Origin of the sequence: Methylobacterium sp. XJLW (assembly GCF_003254375.1) — a bacterium.
Taxonomy (GTDB): Bacteria; Pseudomonadota; Alphaproteobacteria; order Rhizobiales; family Beijerinckiaceae; genus Methylobacterium; species Methylobacterium fujisawaense.
On record NZ_CP017427.1, the window covers coordinates 28,336 to 43,413 of the forward strand.

A 15,078-nucleotide genomic window follows, 5' to 3' on the forward strand; every position below is an offset into this window, starting at 1 on the left:
CGCGGGGCCCGTCAATCCGTCAGGTGCGGCTGCGAACCGCGAACCCGTCGAGCGCTTGGTTGTGCTCGAGCCAATCCCGCACGCCGGGGGTGACGTGGCGCAAGGTTGCGCGTCCATCCGCGAGCGCGTCCAGGAACGCGTCGACTTCGACATTTTTCGTCAGGGTGTGCCGTTCGGCCTCAAGCGACGTCCGCTGTTGCCTGAGTTGTACGACGGCATCCCGCCAAGCGCTCACGACGCCTGCGTTGTTACCCGACCGCTCGGCGGCTTCTCCGCAGGCGATGAACCGGCGCCCCGCATCCGACGTGGTCTCGATGTCCCGAAGCAATTGTCCGATCGCGGTGAGCGGCCGAAAATCTCGCTCGACGACAGCACGCCAATGGCGGCGCAGTTGCGTCTCGGCGCGGCCAAGTTCCTGAACGAAGTCGTTGTAGTCCTCCTGAACCTCTCGGAGATCGTTCGGATTGGCGGCGGTCAGCATGCTGCTGGCTGTCCCGTCGACCGCCTCGTAGAGGTGAGAGAGCGCGTCCGCGTGCGCTTCTTCCTGCGCGAAATCGGTCTCACGGGCGATTTCGAGGAGCGCCGTCAAGCGCTCGAGATGACGCGTCGCATCGCGCAGGAGATCGGCCGTGCGCCCGAGGCTCTCGCCGAAGCGCCTTCGATCGACCGCCGGGCCAATCTGCGGCAGCAGCGCTTCCAATTCGATCAGCGCATCGCTCATGCCGCCTCCGGCTTCTCTCCCGCGGACATGGTGGCGAACACGTCGCGCAAGGCCCGTCCCACGCGCCGCACATCCTCGATCGACGCTGAACCGGCGCCCTCGCGGATGCAACTCTGCGCCTCGGCGAGCAGTGCCGCGACGACCTGTTCCCCGGCTTGTACGCAGCTTCGAACGTCTTCCAGGTCGCGCGCGGGAGCCCGAGCCAACCGTCCGAGCTGCACGGGCAGGGCCAGCGGCGTCGCTCCCTCGCGTTCGCTGGCCGCCTCTTCGGCAAGTTCAAGCAGCAAAGTCTGGACGCGCCCGTCGGCCCCGGCCTCAAGACGCGGCTTCGTGCGCTGGTAGATGCTCTTCCATTGATCGACGAGGCTGGGTGCCGCGTGAAGCGCGCCGGCGACGGTCTCCACGACCCGATCAACGCGCTCGAAGTGGGCCCGGATGGAGCGACCGCGCAACGCGCTGTGAACCGCCTCGCCCCTTTGCCGCACCTGATCGCGCTCGATCCGAACCGCGCGCGTCAAGGTGCCTTGCCCCTCCGAGATGAGTTCGCGAACCTTATCGAGTTCCCTCACGCCGTGGTCGACGTCGCCGCCGTCCGGCGGTGCGTCGAAGCGCAGCGTCGTACGCAGCCGCAGGATGGCGCTCGCCGCCTCTGACAGGTCGACGAGCCCGAATCCGGAGGACGTCCCTTGCGGGGTACCCAGCATGCGGCGCAAGGCGACACGAAACGGATCATGCCAGTCCTTCGTCTTGTGCAGCATCTCGGCCCAGGGAACGCATCGTGCGCTCGGATCGCTGGCGGAGTCCCCCTCGTCCGACAGGACGGCCCGAAGCTGCGCCGGCAGGGGATCGTCCGGCCGCGTCGTGCCGCGCAGCCACGCCCGCGCGAGCAACACCTGGGTCATGGCGACGGCCGGTGTCCAGCGGCGGCCGGTGTCCGGCAGGATCGTCAGGCGCCGATCGGCGTAGCGCTCGACGAGGGCCTCCAGTCGCCGCTGCAGGACCGTCAGACTGCGCCGGTGAAACTCGGCGTCCTCGACGCTCATACCCTGGTCGAGCCGCAGCGCGAGGTAGGCCTCGAGGCCGTCGCGGACCCAACGCTCGCGGCTCACGCTGAAGTAGGCGCGGCGCGTCGGCGCCGTGCCCTCGATCTTGACTTGGTCCGGCGTGAGCAGGCGCCCGAACGTGTAGGGGTCGAGGCCGACGCGTCTCGGATCGATCGCGCGAACCAGGTCGAAGAGGATCCCATTCCAGACCGAGGGCGCTTCGAGCGTCCCGGTTTCGTCCCAGGTCCGCAACTGCGCGCGCTGGCGCTCCAGTTCGCCGCGCGTCGGCCCCCGCTGCCGCGAGGGGGGAGGCGCGACGCCGCCGGTACCGCGCGGGCCCACGCCGGGTCCTTGCGCTTGCCCGGTCGTCCTCGGTCCCCGCAGCGCGGGTTTGGCGGTCGTCTCGCCTTGTTTCGGGATCTCCGCCAGGGGGGCCGGCGCGGTTGTGAGCGGGTCGGCTTCCCCGGACGCCTCCAGCGCCGGCGGTTCGCCGTCCCGGATCTTCGCTTCGGTGAAGGTCGCGGCCGCGTCGCCGATCCAGGGGAGACCGAACGCCTCGAACACGCCGCGGGGGACATCCGCGAACGCCAGATCTCCGGCCGGCAGGCTCGTCGTGTCGGCCCGCTCCCGGTCTCCCCAGTAGGCGAACACGCGACGAATGCGTGCCTGGTCAGCGCCGGTCGTTCCCACCTCGACGACGCGTTCCAAGCGAGGCGACAGCTTGCGTGTGTCGGACGGGAGCGCCTTGCCCTCGATCAACGCCGTCGGGAACGTCCCGTTCTGCAGCGTGTCGGGCTGGGCGAGATTGGGCCCGAGCACCGCTTGCAGTATGCCCCGCGGTGTTTTCCACGTCATCCCGTGATCATGCTCGCTGAGCGCCGCGAAGAAGCGCTCGAGCGCGTCTGGCGTGAACGGGAAGAAGCCGACCTCGTTGATGTGGCCGAAGGTGCGATGGCAAGCCGGTCGGAAGTCGCAGTACCTGCAGCGATTCGGGGGCGAGAGGTCGCGGTTGAGGCGCATCTCCTCCCGCCAGTGCGCCAACGCGGGGGCGCCGACGCGCACGGCGGCGAGGTATCGGGCGGCGAAGGCGAGGCGGGCCCCTCGCTCCCGCAGGGTGGCGACGTCCTGCAACTCGCCCCCGCTGCGGGCCGAGCCGAGGCTCAGATCGTGGGTGATCCTGGCGCGGTAATTCGCGTGGAGCTTGTCGTAGTACTGCGGCGTGATGCCGACCACCGAGATCAGCGGACACATGTCGCGCGGCCTCTCGGTCCCGCGCGTACCCGCGTTGGTCACGAGGACGTCGATGAGGCTGTCGTCGATCCCCTCCCAACTCGTGATGTCCTCGAGGAGGAGAACGAGGCGCTGCCCGCGCTGCTCCAGTGCGGCTCGCACTTCCCGGAACAGTCGCTTCAAGCCCTCGGCGGACACGCCGAGCAGGTTGTGCACCGCGTCGTTGCGCCGGCGGTTGAGAGCGTCGAGGAGCGCGATGCTGGTCCGAAGTTCAGCGCGGCGATCCTTCTCCAGATCCTCCGCGGTCCACTCCTTCGCCCGGTGTTCCTCGATCAGGCCGGCTTCGTCCAACAGACGCGCGGCCAGTCGCTCGGTCGCCGGCAAAACGCCGGTGCCGCGGATATCTGCGCAGATCCGTCCGAGTTCCTCGATATCGAACAGATCGAAGCTCGCGCTCGCTGAGTTTCGCTCCCCCTCCCCTTCTTTGGCTTTGCCGTCGAGTAGGCTGAGGATGCGCAACGGCCCCTTCCACATCCGCCTGACGATCGGGTGCCCGACGAGTTCCGACGGGTTGTGCTGCCGGCACCACTCCACGTCGGGCAGGGGAGGATCGAAATGCCCCGGGTCGAGGGCTGCGGCTAGGTTTCCGAGGAGGAGGTTCGCTCGCCCCTGCTGTGTCGCGTGATGACGGCGTCCGAGGGTGTCGAAGAGGTCGTTGAACTCCCCGGGAAGCTCGTCGCGCAGTTGGCGAAGGCCCCCCTCGAGACTCCCGTCGGCGCGTTGAAGCAGCAGCTTCACGTCGGTTCCGCGCGGCCAGTTGACGGACAGCCATCGGATCAGGTGCGACTTGCCCGAACCAGGCTCGCCTTGAACGACGCAGAAGGCATGCTCGCGCGCCGGATCGGCGAGGGCGTCCAGCACAGCGCCTTCGGTTCGGCCACGGATCTCGCCGGCGTGGCTCCCTGCCACCTCGAAGTCGCGCACGGGCGTGTGAGTGGCGAGAAAGACCCCCTCGTGGCCCTCGAGCGCCTCGTTGCTCAACACAGGGGAGACGTTCTCGGCGGCCCAGCACGCCGTCGTGGGCAGATCCGACCGTTCGCTCCTCACGCGCTCATCTCCGGGAGGTACACCGCGTGGAACGTCTGAACGCGATGCGTTGGCTCGGGCCAGAGACGCGTGACGGTGCCTGCGTCGCCGCGCAACCGAAGCTCGAGGACGCCGTCGTCGTGCAAGTTGCGCAGGCTGGCACTCAGCAGCGGCGAAAGCTGACGCGGTCCCGCAACGTGGCCGATCCGTCGCGCTGTCTGCGCGAACATGTGGCCACCGTCGAGGTAGGGAAGGCGTCGCGCGAGGTGCTGCAGGAAGACTTCGGCGGGGATCTCCGCCGTCGTCAGGTCCTCCCGCGCGCCCATCCCCGGGAGTTCCCGCGTGAGCCGAGCGTCCGCCGAGGGATGCGATTGCGCCACCCCCGGGAGGGTAAGCGAGAGCCCGATGCAGTCGAGCCACCGCCGCCACGTCGGCAGCTTGGTCGGGTTGATCCGACGCTCGCCGTCGTCGTCCGCCCCTTCGGGCAGCGCCTTGTCCGCCTCGTCGGCGAAGCTCTTGGCGGTCCACTCGTGGACGAAGGCGAGTGAGCCCTGGCGATGCGACTCCGCGGCGACGTACGCATACGTTTCCAAAACGACCGCATCCTTCTCGTGGCTGCCCAACCCCACGAGCCGGTCGTGGACCCAGTCGCAGAAGTCCGCGAAGGTCGCGGCCGAGCACGACGGATCGAGCCGCAACAAGCCCCCCTCCTGATGAACGGCGCCGAGACTCGTGGCTGCCCCGAGGGTTTGCCCGAAGGTCGTCGCCTTCTCGCTCACCTCCTGGCGGGCGACGACGTGGCCGGGGTTGAGCCATTCCTGCGCGTCGCTCCGGGGCAGTTCGCCACCGTTCGCGGCGATAGCACCGACGAGCGACCAGACCCGCTCGGGCGTGCCCTGCGTGGACGAGAGCAAACTCATGCGGCAGCCTCGCGCGATCGGTGAGCCGGCGCCAAGCCGTCGAGCATCGCCTCGGTGATCGGGGCGAGCCGCGAAACGGCTTGGTCCAGGCGCCGGCCTGACACCTCACGAGCGCCGCGTCCGACTACCGCCAGGGGCAAGGATGGCCGCGCCGCAGCGTGCGCCCGGCAACGGACGAGGAGCGCGGCCGCGACCGTAGCATCAGCCGGCAGCAGTACGGCCGTCGGCGTCCAGGCGAGCGCGCACGCGTCGGGATCCTCCGTCAACCAGTCGTCGTGCGACAGGATGAGCCCCGGCCGCCGGGACGCGCCGGCAACAACCCTCGCGGCTGTCAACGCCATCTCGGCGGGGACGAGAAACTGCTCGACACCCGCCGCGAGGAGACGATTGAGCAACCGTGACAGATCCCCGTTCCAGTCGGCGTCGTCGGGTTCGATCAACGTCAGGCCGACGGGCAGGGCTCCTGCGGCGCCCTGCCCCCCGGCCGGCCAAACGCGCTCGAGGCCGCGCGGTGCGACGGAGAGAGGGGCAGCGTCACCGGCGGCCCGACACGCTGGACAGCGCCCGCAGACGGGCACGTCGCGGCTCTCATCGCCGTCGATCTGCTCGAAGACGGCCTGGACAAGGCAGCGCCGCTCCGGTCGGCACATCGTCTCGACGAAGCGCGCGATCTCGCGGCCCGCCGCCTTCTGCTCGGCATCGCGCACTGCGAACACGCGATCCCACACCTCATCCTCGAGAGCAGGGTCGGTCAGAGCCGAGTCGCGGAGTTCGACGTCCCAACGCGCCCCGGGACCGTCCACCTCGACGCTGACTACCTGCAGCAGGCCCGTGCGCTGCAGAAGCATCACGAGGTTCATGTTCCAGGCACGATTGTAGTCGGTCGTCGCGCGAACCGACAGACCCGCACGGACCGCGTCCAGGTCGAGCGTTACGCGACGGCGATCGTCGCGCCAGCGCCGGTCCGACGAGGCCTCGAGCAGGGCGCGCCACCGGGGCACTGCTATCGCGCGCGTCAGCCAGGATCCCGTCGCCTGCATGAAGGCGTCCGAAACGTCAGTGCGCGCGCGGGGCAAGGGCACGGCCGCGTGTTCGTTCTCCCGGGTGAACAGGCAGACGGCGAGGCCCTGATGTCCGTCGCGCGAGGCGCGGCCGATCTCCTGGTACCAACGCGATGGGCCGTCGGGCAGGCAGGCGTGTACAACCGTGCGAACGTCCGACTTGTCGATGCCCATGCCGAAGGCTGAGGTAGCGACCACGATGTCGAGGCGATCCTCGGACCAATCCCGGATGATGCGGCGGCGCTCGTTGGGATCGGTCACCGCGCCGGTAAAGATGGCGGTGCGGGCATAGCCCCGCCCCCGTAACCGCTCGTGAAGGGTCTCGGCAGACAAGCGCTCGCTTCGCTCACCAATCGTGCTGATCTCCGGATCGTCCACCAATGTCGTGTAGACGATCATCGGTCGTGGCGCGCGGTCGATCACATTGTCGAGGACGGTCAGGCGCTCATCATTGCTCGCGTAGCTCTCGACTACGACGTCGCATTCGTAGCGTGGCGTCTTGGCGTCGATCTCCAGCCACGATCCGACCGACTCGTATGCGGCCCGCAACACGCGCCGCGCCGCGGGCGGTAGCGTGGCCGAGAGCAGGACGGTTCGCAGCGAAGGCTCGATGCCGCGCAGTTCGCCGATAAGGGCCGGAAGACGCTGGAAGTCCGGACGGAAGCTGCGTCCCCAACTCTCGACGATATGCGCCTCGTCGATCACGACGGCGCGCAGATGACCCTGGAGACCGGCTAGCTTTGCCGTTGGCGACGTCGCGGCTTCCAGCAGAGCGTCGCGCGCGCCGCCGAACGCAAGCTCGGGGGACATCAGGAGGATCGGGATCTCGCCGCGCCGGAACGCGTCGAGAAGATCGGCGCGCTCCGATCCGATCAGATCGCCGGTGAGCGCGCGACTCCGTTCGAGGCCCGGGATCGCGGAGAGGGTCCGCTCATGGTCCAACGCCAGCGCCACTGTCGGCGTGATCACGACGATGCAATCGCCTGGCGCTCCCTCACGACACCACAGCGCGTCGAGTTGGAACAGCAGGCTCTTGCCGGAGCCCGTCGGCATGCAGACGAGCAGTCCCGCGCCGTTCGGCATCGTGAGCACAGCGCGCGCCGCAGCCTTCTGCGCCGCGGTGCTGTAGGCCGCGCGGTGCGTCAACCTGAGGAGTGCGCCGTCTGGCGTGGCGGCCGTCCAACCCCTCCGCGGCGCGAGATCGAGACGCTCTGCCCGCAAATAGCCGAGTGGGATGTCCGCCACGCCCCGCTCGTCAAGGATTCGCAGATGTCCGTCCGGCGAGTACCCTAGGCCGAAGCGGAAGAGTCGCGCCCTCTCGTCCGAACCGAGACGAATGCCCTCGCGAGCAAGGTCTACCCGCCCATCGTCGAGCCGAGCCAAACTGCGCAACAGTGCAAGCCGGTCAGACGGCGTATCAGCGTTCCGGAGCGCCCAGCGGCAACGTTCACGTGCTCGCTCGCGCCACTCCACCGTTCGGCCCGACACCATTCCCCCTGTGCACCCCGCCGCCGACATATCCAAGATACGTCGGCGCCCGACCCTCAGAACCGAGCCGGTGCTTATCGGAGCAACAGGTTACGTCCGCTGCCTTCGGCTCGCAACTGCAAGGTGAAGCTCATTCGGCGACTTACGGGGGGCCGACGGATCGTCGCGTCTTTTACACCGATGGCCTGGTCCTCGACCGCGCCTTCCCCGCGGCCCAACCCCTTCCCGCGCGAGCGTCGACACTCTTCGTTCAAATCGACGAGCGTTCTCCCCGCCTTACTGAACCAGCGGCTTTGTCTCGACAACTTCGTCCCGGCGCTTGAGCCACGCGATCGCTGGCAGCGTGACAATGACGGCCCAAAATTTGCCGAGTATTTGGCCGATCAAGTAATCGAGGTTTCCGAATGCGAGGTATAAGAACAGCATGCTGTCCACGACGAAGCCCACGACACTGCTCGCCAAGACCGCGAGGATCAGACCTCGCCTCTGGAGCGGCGTGTAGACCGCGAGGTCGGCGGCCTCGGACAAGATGAAGGCGGCCACCGACGCGACGATGAGGCTCGGCGGCACGAACATCGCCGATAGCGCCGCGCCGTTCGCGATCGCGCCGAACGCCCAACGGACGCCGAGACGACGTTGCACGAGGTCACGTAGGACGAGCGCCAGCCCAATCATCAGGACGCCGCTCGGCGCAGACAGACCTCGTGGACCGACGGGAATGAGACACGGCCCGTTCGGGAGGCACGTCGTCCCGACGTGCTGGATGAACCAGTTCGCAGCCGGGATGCAGGCAGCGTAGGCAACAAGGAAACCGAAGCCCTCGCGCGAGCGGCTTTGTGCCAAGACCGCAGGAATCGTCATGGCCCGTCGTCTCCTGGCGCGGCAACTTGCGCAGCCCCGGCTTCGCGCCGAGCGCTCCACCGCTGGTACCCGTCCGCCCTGAGATCGCAGGCTGGACAAGCGCCGCAGCCCCACCCCCACGCGTGGTGATGACTTCGATCACCCAGGTAGCAGGTGTGGGTCGCTTCGCGGACGAGGTCCACGAGGAGGTCTCCTCCGAGAGCCTGGGCGAGCGCCCAGGTCTCTGCCTTGTCGATCCACATCAGCGGCGTGTGCAGCACGAAGCGCCGCTCCATACCGAGGTTCAGGGCTACCTGCAGCGCCTTCACGGTGTCGTCCCGACAATCGGGGTAGCCCGAGTAGTCGGTCTCGCAGACGCCGGCGACGAGGTGACGGGCGCCGCGACGGTAGGCGAGCGCCGCCGCGAGCGTCATGAAGACGATGTTGCGTCCCGGCACGAACGTGGTGGGGAGCCCCCCCTCGCCCATCGCGATGGCCACCTCCCGGGTCAGCGCCGTCTCGCTGACGGCGCCGAGGACGGACAGATTGAGGACGTGATCCGCCCCGAGGCGGTCGCTCCAGGCCGGAAACGTCGCCTTCAGGACCTCGAGGATACGCGGCCTGACCTCGAGTTCGACCCGGTGCCGCTGGCCGTAGTCGAAGCCGACCGTCTCGACGCGATCGAAGCGGTCGAGCGCCCAGGCGAGACAGGTCGTCGAGTCCTGACCACCGGAGAACAGGACGATCGCGGTGTCAGCCATGGCGCTGGGTACCCGGTTGATGGCCTTGGTACTCGGCCCAGCAGTGCGGCGTCTCGTAGACGCTGACGGCCGCAAGCTGCGGCAAAGCCGGTCGGGCTCGCTCCCAAATCCACATCGCGATATTTTCCGCGGTTGGGTTCTCCAGTCCCTCGACCTCGTTGAGGCAGTGGTGGTCGAGGCGCGCCAGCAACGGCCCGAACGCGGCCTCGATGTCGAAGAAGTCGACCACGAACCCCGTGCGCGGGTCGACCTCGCCCTCGAGGCGTAACTCGACGCGGTAGGAGTGACCGTGCATGCGGTAGCAGCGGTGCGTCGCGGGCACGTGCGGCAGGCGGTGCGCCGCCTCGAAGGTGAAGGACTGCGTGATCCTCATCGCGCTCACCGGATACCGAGGTCCTTGTGCGTCTGCACGCCGAGGCGCCAGGCCGGGTGGGCGAGGCAGTAGGCGATCGCCGCGGCCGTGTTGGCGGCGCGCGCAGGCCCGTCCATCGGTTGCAGGATGAAGTGGTCGAACGCCATGCCGGCGAAGCGCTCGGGCTCCGCACCGGCCTGGGGGTAGACGAGCTTGATCTCGTCGCCGGAAGTCTGCACGAGGTCGGCACCTGCCTTCGGGCTGACGCAGACCCAGTCGATCTCGGGCGGGACCTCCTGGGTACCGTTCGTCTCGACCGCGATCTCGAAGCCTCGCGCGCGGAGCGCGGCCGTCAGCGCCGCGTCGACCTGGAGCAGCGGTTCGCCCCCGGTGAGCACGACGAGGTGGTGTGTACCACCGCCGCGCCAAGCCGTCTCGACCGCGCGGGCGAGCGCGTCGGCGTCGGCGTAGCGTCCCCCCGCGGTGCCGTCGGTGCCGACGAAGTCGGTGTCGCAGAACCGGCAGATCGCGCGCGCGCGGTCCTGCTCGCGCCCGGACCAGAGATTGCAGCCCGAGAAGCGGCAGAACACGGCGGCGCGCCCGGCGTTCCGGCCCTCGCCCTGGAGCGTGTAGAAGATCTCCTTAACCGCGTAAGGCACGCAACCGTCTCCGAGGCATGGGCGGCCGGCGCCAGTCGGCCAAGCGACGCCGCAAGGCTGCGGCAGTCATCGTTCTCTGACGGGTGTCGCCGCCAGGGTGCGCAGCAGCGGCAGGGTGTCATCGAGGAGTGGATCGGCGCCGGGGCGCCCGTCGTCCCTCGCACCACTCTCCTTCTCTCGCGCTCGCCTGAGGACGTCGACGAGGTGAAGCGACAGCTTCCGGAGATCCGCTGGAACGTTCTGAAGGCCGTTCCAGGTGCGGATCTCGTCATCGAAGCGCCAAGTGCCGGACGTCCACGCCGTTCGCCCGACGAGAGGCCGCAGCCCAGCCGCAAACTCCGTTCGATCCTCGGCCCCGTTGACCCCGTGCAGGAACTCCATGGCGTAGCCCAGGGCGACGATGCCGGTCCCGTGCACCAAGCGCGAGCTCTTGGGCGTGTGACCGTCCCAGTCGGCCGCGAAGAGGTGCCGCACAGCGTGGAAGAACTCGCTGATCAGCCGGGTCCCGCGCTCGAGCAGGAGGGCATCGTCCCCGGCGTAGAGCCGCAGCGCGCCGTCGCTGATCGAGTTCATGATCAACTTCTGGAGCACCGTGTCGCGCACGATGCCGCGCGGGTTCGTCTGCTGACGGATCATGCCGCGCAGCGAGGAGTCCGGCCGGTAGTTGAGCGCCTCTGTCAGCAGGGCCGCTTGGCTGCGGCTGGACATGCGGGCCGGCAGATGGCCGAGGCGGGGAAGCAGTTCGTAGACGAGGGCCTTCGGGAGCGGCCGGGTCGAGTTGATGAGGATGAACTGGCGGTGCAATTCCTCAAGGCTGCTGCAGACGAAGCCCGAGACGAATACTTCGAAGTCGCGGTCGGCCAGCTTCGAAAGGGCCGTAAAGCGCTGCTGTCCGTCGACGATCCAGCCTACAGGTTCGGCACCCGTTGCGATCGTGATCCGTCCCCGTCCCGATGCTGTCCGCTCCAAAGCCACGCCCCCGAGGAAGCCTACGATGATCGCGTTCGGGAGGATGGCTTCCGGCTTCTCTAGGTAGTCCCTAATCTCGTTGATGTGGCCAGCAATCTGCGGACGCTGGAACCCGCTGAGTGCCCCCTCCTCGTTGCGCCCGGCCCGCTCGATGCGGGCGAAGCGGGCGATATCGCTCGCACGGGCTGCGAACGTGAAGACGGCGCACGCGTCGTTCTGCCGGGGCAGAATCACATCGTATACCAGGGCATCGGCCTGGCGGCGCGGCGAAGACTTTTCGACGTCCTCATTCCGCACGAGTGCGACGACCTTAGAGTTGGATGGACTCACGCGACGATCTCCGCACGAAACTCACTCAGGTGTCGGTGAAAGACATGAAGATTGTGCATGCCGCGCCGCTTGTTCCGGTTCGAGGAACGGAAGATCAGGGCCTCGACGCCGCCTTCGCGGCAGACCCGGCAGCCACAGCGCTCCCAAGGGCGATCCTCGAGGGTTCGGGCGTAGATCTGGCGCTGGCGCTGGAGGGCCTCGGCCTGACGCGCCGGTGAGATCTCCTCGTTCCAATTGAGGGTGTCCCAGTAGGCTATGACGCCGTCGAGCGCCTCCTCGACGCTGGCGTCTCCCGCGGCGAAACGGCGGACCCCCGCCAGCGCAGTGGCCTCGAGGCGCTGGATCGCCTCCTGATTGACGCTCCCCTTCAGCGCCTTGCGCTTGAGGTGGTTGTTCTCGATCGCCTGGGGAATCCGCAGCGCCGTGTAGAAAGTGAGATTGCCCGCATCGTCGCGGGCCCAGTAATTCTTGCGCGCGTCCTTGAACGCACGCACCAGCGGCGAGGTCGTATCGAAGCTCGCGACCCCGAAGCGCTCGAGGTCGGCGAGGTGCTCGATCTTGCCGAAGCCGAGGACGTGCAGGCGCACGCCCGTCGACATGGGCACCGCGTCGCGGATGGCAGCCAGCACCCGACGAATCTGCTCGATCTTCAGCGGAACGGTGCCGCCGACAGCGAGAGTCCCGTAGCCCATCCGCGCGAGGTCGGCGGCAGCCTGCGCCATGCTCGGAGCCGACCAACCCTGGACGACGCCCATCGGGGTGAAATCCCGTCCAAGGCGTCGCGCGCCGGCCAGGAACTCGCTGGCGTTCTGAAGCGTGAGGTCAAACCGGCGTCGGGTCGCCTCCGGCACCGTATCGCGGTTGCGTCCCGCCCCCTCGTCAAGGTCGAAAATGATGTGGTCGGGTGAGCAGCCATGGGTGAAGCCGCCGTCGCCATAGAACGTGAGCGTGTCCTCGGGCTTGTAGGGTGGCTCCGCCATCGCAGCGTACGAGAAGGCACCGCAATCGCCCATGACGATGCTCCCGGGGTAGCGCTCCTCGGGGTAGCGGAGGAAGCGGCGGGCGCCCTCGCGGCGGAACCGCATCATCTGGCTCTCGGAGTACTTGCCAGTGCGAAACGCGTCGCCGACGATCGCGCGGGAGACGAGGATGCCGTCGTAGGGCGCCTTTTCGAGGAACTCGTGCGGATACTGGTCCCCGCTGTGGCGCGTACGGTCGCGCGCGTTGCGGTCGGCAAGGAAGTCGAAGCCGGGATCGACGAGGTCGAGGGCGTCGGCGAAGACGAACCGCATCAGGCTACCGCCCTCGCGAAGGTGGCTTGGTGATCCAAGCGGGCGAGGTGGTCGGAGAGCGCCCGTACGTCGCGAGAGGTGTTCTCGACCTCATTCCATCCGAGACCGATCTCGGCCCAGTGACCCTCGGTCCAGTGGCAGTAGGGCGCGATGCGCCCGAGTGCCTCGCGGGCGAAGCGGCGCGGTTCGCCCGACCCGCCGGCCCGCGACATGATCCGATCCATGAGGCAGCCCATCGACAGCAGGCCCGCCGAGTGCATCAGCCTGCTGCGGCCTGGCGGCAGGCCCCAGGCTTCCGGGAACGTGTCGCGGACCGCCGACCAGAATGCGAGCAGGACGCGGTACATGGCGTCCGCGTCCGTCGGGCGGTCGCCGGAGCCCTTGTAGGGAGCGAGCGCGCCGAGTGGGCTGGAGATGGACGAACGGATCAGCGTCAGCAGAGCACTGTCGATCACGACACCGGCGCCCGCCGACGGGCGGCCCGGACCTCCGTTACCAGGATCCGATGGGCGCCGAACGATGCCGTGGAACGGCGACGCTGGGTCCATATTGAGTTGGTCACACAGGGCGCTCGGGACCCGACGTGGGGCGAGATCGCGTGGAAGGTCGCCCGCGATCTCCGGCAGGAGTTCATCGATGAGGCGGCTTGAAAGAGGCTTGGCCTTGTTGACGAGGATGAACTGCTGGCGATGCAGCGCGAGATCCTCGGAGGCGAACGCAACGACGGGGACGGGAAGCGCACGGTTGCGGGCCTGCGCCAAGGCCAAGCAGCGCTGCTGGCCATCGATGACCCAGGCTGCCTTCGGTTCACCCTCGGCAGATGGCTTCGGAAGATACAGCGTCCCCGCCTCCGCGGCGCGCACCTCGCCAGCGGGCTTCTCGCCGCGCGAGCGCACGAAACTGGCGCGTGGTGTGACGGCGAGCAGAACGGCGTTCGGGAAGAGCACGGATGGAGCGCTGTCCAGGAAGGCCGTGATCGATCGGACGTGGTCGCGGATCTCGCGACGCTGGAAGCCGCGTAATCCACCCCGATCGGCGTCACGGTGGATGCGGCTGATCTCGGCGACCTGGAGGAGGTCAGCACCCGGGAGGAAGAATGAGTACACGGCGACGCCGTCCGCCTGCATCGTGCGGAGCGCTCGCACCACGAGATGATCGTCCGCCGAACGCGACTTCAGACGACTGTCGCTCGAGAGTTTCGCCGAGGTCGCTCTTGTCATTGTGCTGCTCCCTTCGGTCCGGTCCGGGTTACCAAGCGGTAGAGGCGCGCGAAGCGAGATGCCTCGCAGGCGATCCCGTCCATGTCCCGGACCGCCCGCAACAGGTGGGAAGCACTCCGCGCGCGTGCGCCGGTCGATAGGTGCGCTGAGATGCGCTGCACGATGACCTCGTCGGTCGCGCGCGTGCGCTGGGACGGTGTCCCCGTCCGGACTGGCCCGAGCGCGGCATCGACCAAAGCGCGGTGCCCTTGGATATCTGTGGTGCCGGAACCTCTCGCTCGGTCGTCGGTGAGGAGGCCGACGAAGTGGCTCAGAGCCCTCTGGCAGAAGTCGCTGCGCACGCCCGGCACGAGATGATCTAGGCGATCATCGTAAGGTAGCAGTGCGGCGGTGCGGACGCGCTCCGGGAGGTGTGGCCCAAGCCCCATGCCCACGATCCTCAGGCGTGCCAAGCACGTCTCGTCGAGTGCCGCGAGGTCGTCGGCGAGAAGGCGTGCGTAAGGGTGAGAAAGGGCCACCAGGACTAGTCCCTCGCTCTGGAAGACTTCGTCGAGTGCGGTCGCATACGGGCCCTTCTGCAGCGCGCGCCACCAGGACGCGGGATCGAAGCCGCCGACGATGCGTCCGCGAACCGCGTCCGATCCCGCGACGCCGGTCACGGTCAACCCGTAGGCAGGTATGTCGCGGTCCGCACGCACGAGACCGAGACCCGCCGACGCAACGAAGAGATCGGCCCCTGCTTGGGCTGCCGCGCGGCCGGCGGCCCCAAAGCCACGGCCCCGGTAAAAATCGCTGGCCGCGATGCGTGTCGGGAGTTCGGATAGGCAAAGCCGCCACGCAGTTTCGAGGGCCGGCTGTGAGGCCTGTGGAAGGGAAACTGCGCGTGCGCTTTGGTCGGGTACGATGGATTTCCGAGCGGAGCACGGCGCTATGACTGCGGCGATCTGCGATGCCGCGATACGTGTCCGAGACGAAGGCCGCCGGGCGGCTTCGTCAAAAACTGCGAGCGGCATGATCACATTTGGTCCCGATGGGAGGAGCCAAACAGGCGGTGAAATGGCGGCACGCGGAGCGATCCCCTTCGTCGGACACAAGGATAGCCGTCG

General features: G+C 68.2%; 12 protein-coding genes. All 12 read right to left on the reverse strand.

Going from position 1 to position 15,078, the window contains the following annotated elements; translation table 11 throughout:
- Positions 1 to 19: 19 nt before the first annotated feature.
- The 12 genes from A3862_RS30250 to A3862_RS30305 all read right to left on the reverse strand — a co-directional run bounded on the left by A3862_RS30250 (position 20) and on the right by A3862_RS30305 (position 14,631).
- Positions 20 to 721 (reverse strand): hypothetical protein, encoded by a 702-nt coding sequence (locus A3862_RS30250; RefSeq protein ID WP_111474420.1) that lies wholly within the window; start codon positions 719 to 721, stop codon positions 20 to 22.
- On the reverse strand, positions 718 to 4,101 hold the full coding sequence (locus tag A3862_RS30255) for a hypothetical protein (RefSeq protein ID WP_111474421.1): 3,384 nt from the start codon (positions 4,099 to 4,101) through the stop codon (positions 718 to 720). Before A3862_RS30255 ends, A3862_RS30250 begins: the two co-directional genes overlap by 4 nt.
- Positions 4,098 to 5,000 carry a hypothetical protein gene (locus A3862_RS30260; RefSeq protein WP_111474422.1) on the reverse strand — a complete coding sequence of 301 codons (903 nt, stop codon included), beginning with the start codon at positions 4,998 to 5,000 and terminating at the stop codon, positions 4,098 to 4,100. Before A3862_RS30260 ends, A3862_RS30255 begins: the two co-directional genes overlap by 4 nt.
- Positions 4,997 to 7,306 (reverse strand): DEAD/DEAH box helicase, encoded by a 2,310-nt coding sequence (locus A3862_RS30265; protein WP_164706444.1) that lies wholly within the window; start codon positions 7,304 to 7,306, stop codon positions 4,997 to 4,999. The genes A3862_RS30260 and A3862_RS30265 overlap by 4 nt, the downstream gene beginning before the upstream one ends.
- Positions 7,307 to 7,825: 519 nt before the next feature.
- Entirely contained in the window at positions 7,826 to 8,410 is a 585-nt protein-coding gene (locus A3862_RS30270) for a VUT family protein (RefSeq protein ID WP_111474424.1), read from the reverse strand.
- A complete protein-coding gene (gene queC / locus A3862_RS30275) occupies positions 8,407 to 9,150 on the reverse strand; it encodes a 7-cyano-7-deazaguanine synthase QueC (protein WP_111474425.1) in 744 nt (247 codons plus the stop codon). Before queC ends, A3862_RS30270 begins: the two co-directional genes overlap by 4 nt.
- Positions 9,143 to 9,523, reverse strand: a complete 381-nt coding sequence (gene queD / locus A3862_RS30280) for a 6-carboxytetrahydropterin synthase QueD (RefSeq protein WP_111474495.1) — start codon at positions 9,521 to 9,523, stop codon at positions 9,143 to 9,145. Before queD ends, queC begins: the two co-directional genes overlap by 8 nt.
- A 5-nt stretch (positions 9,524 to 9,528) precedes the next feature.
- Complete coding sequence (gene queE / locus A3862_RS30285) at positions 9,529 to 10,161, reverse strand: 7-carboxy-7-deazaguanine synthase (RefSeq protein ID WP_111474426.1); 633 nt, start codon at positions 10,159 to 10,161, stop codon at positions 9,529 to 9,531.
- A gap of 66 nt (positions 10,162 to 10,227) precedes the next feature.
- Positions 10,228 to 11,460, reverse strand: a complete 1,233-nt coding sequence (gene dbpB, locus A3862_RS30290; RefSeq protein ID WP_236962200.1) for a DGQHR domain-containing protein DpdB — start codon at positions 11,458 to 11,460, stop codon at positions 10,228 to 10,230.
- Complete coding sequence (dpdA, locus tag A3862_RS30295) at positions 11,457 to 12,752, reverse strand: tRNA-guanine transglycosylase DpdA (RefSeq protein WP_111474427.1); 1,296 nt, start codon at positions 12,750 to 12,752, stop codon at positions 11,457 to 11,459. Before dpdA ends, dbpB (A3862_RS30290) begins: the two co-directional genes overlap by 4 nt.
- Positions 12,752 to 13,879 (reverse strand): DGQHR domain-containing protein DpdB, encoded by a 1,128-nt coding sequence (dbpB, locus tag A3862_RS30300; RefSeq protein WP_236962201.1) that lies wholly within the window; start codon positions 13,877 to 13,879, stop codon positions 12,752 to 12,754. Before dbpB (A3862_RS30300) ends, dpdA begins: the two co-directional genes overlap by 1 nt.
- A gap of 89 nt (positions 13,880 to 13,968) precedes the next feature.
- Positions 13,969 to 14,631, reverse strand: coding sequence for a hypothetical protein (locus A3862_RS30305; protein WP_124263050.1), 663 nt, complete (start codon positions 14,629 to 14,631; stop codon positions 13,969 to 13,971).
- Between the last annotated feature and the right edge of the window lie 447 nt (positions 14,632 to 15,078).

Bases quoted from the DNA above. Each gene is read 5' to 3' on its own strand.
- A3862_RS30250 (WP_111474420.1), bottom strand. From the start codon at position 721: ATGAGCGATGCGCTGATCGAATTGGAAGCGCTGCTGCCGCAGATTGGC.
- A3862_RS30260 (WP_111474422.1), bottom strand. From the start codon at position 5,000: ATGAGTTTGCTCTCGTCCACGCAGGGCACGCCCGAGCGGGTCTGGTCG.
- A3862_RS30270 (WP_111474424.1), bottom strand. From the start codon at position 8,410: ATGACGATTCCTGCGGTCTTGGCACAAAGCCGCTCGCGCGAGGGCTTC.
- queC (WP_111474425.1), bottom strand. From the start codon at position 9,150: ATGGCTGACACCGCGATCGTCCTGTTCTCCGGTGGTCAGGACTCGACG.
- queD (WP_111474495.1), bottom strand. From the start codon at position 9,523: ATGAGGATCACGCAGTCCTTCACCTTCGAGGCGGCGCACCGCCTGCCG.
- dpdA (WP_111474427.1), bottom strand. From the start codon at position 12,752: ATGCGGTTCGTCTTCGCCGACGCCCTCGACCTCGTCGATCCCGGCTTC.
- dbpB (WP_236962201.1), bottom strand. From the start codon at position 13,879: ATGCAGGCGGACGGCGTCGCCGTGTACTCATTCTTCCTCCCGGGTGCT.